At 67.2% G+C, this 2,583-nt stretch carries 3 protein-coding genes; 1 reads left to right on the forward strand and 2 read right to left on the reverse strand.

Translation table 11 applies throughout. The features are described from left to right. The coding region (locus tag OXK16_14110; GenBank protein MDE0377079.1) for a hypothetical protein at positions 1-232 on the reverse strand (232 nt) is incomplete at its 3' end. Beyond that, positions 229-1,008, reverse strand: coding sequence for an SDR family oxidoreductase (locus OXK16_14115; GenBank protein MDE0377080.1), 780 nt, complete (start codon positions 1,006-1,008; stop codon positions 229-231). The genes OXK16_14115 and OXK16_14110, both read right to left, overlap by 4 nt. Positions 1,009-1,068: 60 nt before the next feature. On the opposite strand from OXK16_14115, the gene OXK16_14120 reads away from it, so the two are divergent. Then, on the forward strand, positions 1,069-2,511 hold the full coding sequence (locus tag OXK16_14120; protein ID MDE0377081.1) for an amidase: 1,443 nt from the start codon (positions 1,069-1,071) through the stop codon (positions 2,509-2,511). Positions 2,512-2,583: the final 72 nt, after the last annotated feature.

Raw genomic sequence — 2,583 nt, forward strand, 5'->3', positions numbered from 1 at the left:
TCATCACCGACGCGTCCACCCCGGCCTCGTCCATACGAGCAACCGCCTTATCACCCGTGATGTCTGTCGCCTCCGCGACCCTGGCATGCAGGTAGGAGGGATCCGACTTCGGGGGCTCGTACCAGCGCACCTGCCTAGCCCATGAGGCATCCATGCCGGACCTCAGGTTGACAGGGTTCCAATCATCACCCCGGATGTGCATGTGGCAATCCACCACGAGAGCCCCGTTCATGCTGTCCATCCACCGTCGACGAGGAGGTTCTGCCCGGTCAGGTAGGAACTCATGCCCGATACGAGGAACAGGGCCGCGCCGACCATCTCCTCCGGCCGGGCGATGCGGCCCATGGGCGTCCGCTGGAGGATGGCCGACACGTTGTCCTCGACGGCGAGATAGTCACGGGTCATTTCGGTTCTCACCCAAGCAGGACTGATGCAGTTGAGCCGCACCTTGGGCGCCCAATGGTCGGCCAGCACGGCGCTCATGTGGATCATGGCCGCCTTGCTCGCGCTGTAGGCGACTTGGGCGCCGTCGCTCACCACCCCTGACAGCGATGCAATGTTGACGATCGAGCCTCCATTTCCATCCAGCATGCGGCGACCGACCTCCCTGGTCAGGAAGAAGGCGCCCCGGAGGTTCACGTCGAACAACGCATCCCATTCCGCGGGGCTGATCTCCAGCGCGGAGGAGCGGTTCGTGGCTCCGGCGGAGTTGACCAGGCTGTCCAGCCCTCCCTTCCACCTCCACGCCGCCGCTACAGCCGCCGCTGTGGAGTCGAGTTCGGCGATGTCCGCAACGAGCGGAAGAAACTCGCCTCCTCCGGCGCGTATCTCGTCCCCGAGATCGTCAAGGGCGTCGGCGGAGCGGGCCAGGCCCATCACCGAGGCGCCGGCCGCGGCCAGACCGATGGCTATGGATCGCCCGATTCCCCTGCTGGCGCCGGCCACTAGCGAGGTGGCGCCACCGAGACCGGGCCGTAGTAGCACCTCGAAGTGTCCACATTCCACCACGAGCGCCCTCCCTGACCTCCGATAAGCTGAGATCGGATCTCAACCAGCGAGGAAACCCTAATGGCCTTGTTCGATGAGTACGAAGACCACGACGCCCTCGGCTTGGCCGGCCTCATCCGTGACCGCCGGACCACCCCCGATGAGCTGCTCGACGCGGCGCTGGAACGGGTAGCGACCAGGAATCCCGGTGTCAACGCGGTCATACATCTCATGGAGGACGCGGCCAGGGAAACGATCTCCCGCGGACTTCCTCCGGGGCCGGTGTCGGGGGTTCCCTTCATGCTCAAGGATCTTCACGGACTCTGCGCCGGCGAACCCACCACCAACGGATCCCGCCTCTACCAGGGGAACGTCGCGGACCATGACAGCACCATCATCGCGCGGTACCGAGAGGCCGGTCTCCTCCTGTTCGCCAAGACCAACACGCCTGAGGTCGGGATCAGCGGCACCACCGAGCCGGTTCTTTACGGGCCGACCCTCAACCCATGGGACAGGTCCCGCAGCGCCGGAGGGTCGAGTGGCGGAGGCGCGGCGGCGGTGGTCACCGGCATGGTGCCCGTCGCGCAGGCAACCGACGGGGGAGGCTCGATCCGCAGTCCGGCCGCCAACTGCGGGCTGTTCGGTCTGAAACCGACCAGGGCACGGACACCGGCCGGTCCCGACGCGGGGGAGGGATGGAGCGGTCTTGCCACGTACCATGTCGTCTCCCGCACGGTGCGGGACAGTGCCGTCTTCCTCGACGTCGCCCACGGACCGGAACCCGGCGACCCCTACACCGCGCCCGTACCCGATCGCGACTTCCTGGCCGAGGTCGGCAGGGACCCGGGCAGGCTCCGCATTGCTCTGTGGACCGAGGGCCTCTGCGGGGAACCCGTCGACCCGGAGTGCGTGCTGGCTGCGGAACGGGTCGCCGGCCGGCTAGCGGAACTCGGTCACACGGTCACCCCCGCCGTGCCTCCGGTCTCGGGGGCCGAATCCCGCCGAGCGATAACCACGATCCTCGTGGGGCATACCGCCAACCACGTCACGCTACGGCTGAATGCGCTGGGCCGTGCCCTCCGGAGCGACGATCTGGAGAACATAACCCGGCTGGCCGCCGAGGAGGGGAACCGTCTGTCGGCGCGTGACTACGCCAACGCCTTGGTGATGGCTCATCGCACCGGCCGTCAGATGGCCGGCTTCTTCGACGAGTACGACGTCATCCTGAGCCCGACCCTCGCCGATCCACCCCTCCCGCTCCGCGGCCTCGACATGATGGGAGACGACCTGGATGTATACATGGAGACGATGTGGGGGCACATGGCCTTCACCCCGCTCTACAACCTGAGCGGTTGCCCCGCGGCGAGCCTTCCGATGCACATGACCCCTGACGGTCTCCCCGTCGGCGTCCAGATCGGCGCCGCCTTCGGCCACGAGGCCCTCCTGTTCCGCCTCTCCGCCCAACTCGAAGAGGCCGACCCGTGGTGGGATCGCCGGCCCCCATCGCTCACCACGGAGGTCTGACCCTCCGATCACGGTGGCCGGTCCTCACCGGCCACCGTTTCTGGTCACCGACCGCTGTTTCGGTGGTGGTCT

Source organism: bacterium (genome assembly GCA_028821235.1).
Classification (GTDB): domain Bacteria; phylum Actinomycetota; class Acidimicrobiia; order Spongiisociales; family Spongiisociaceae; genus Spongiisocius.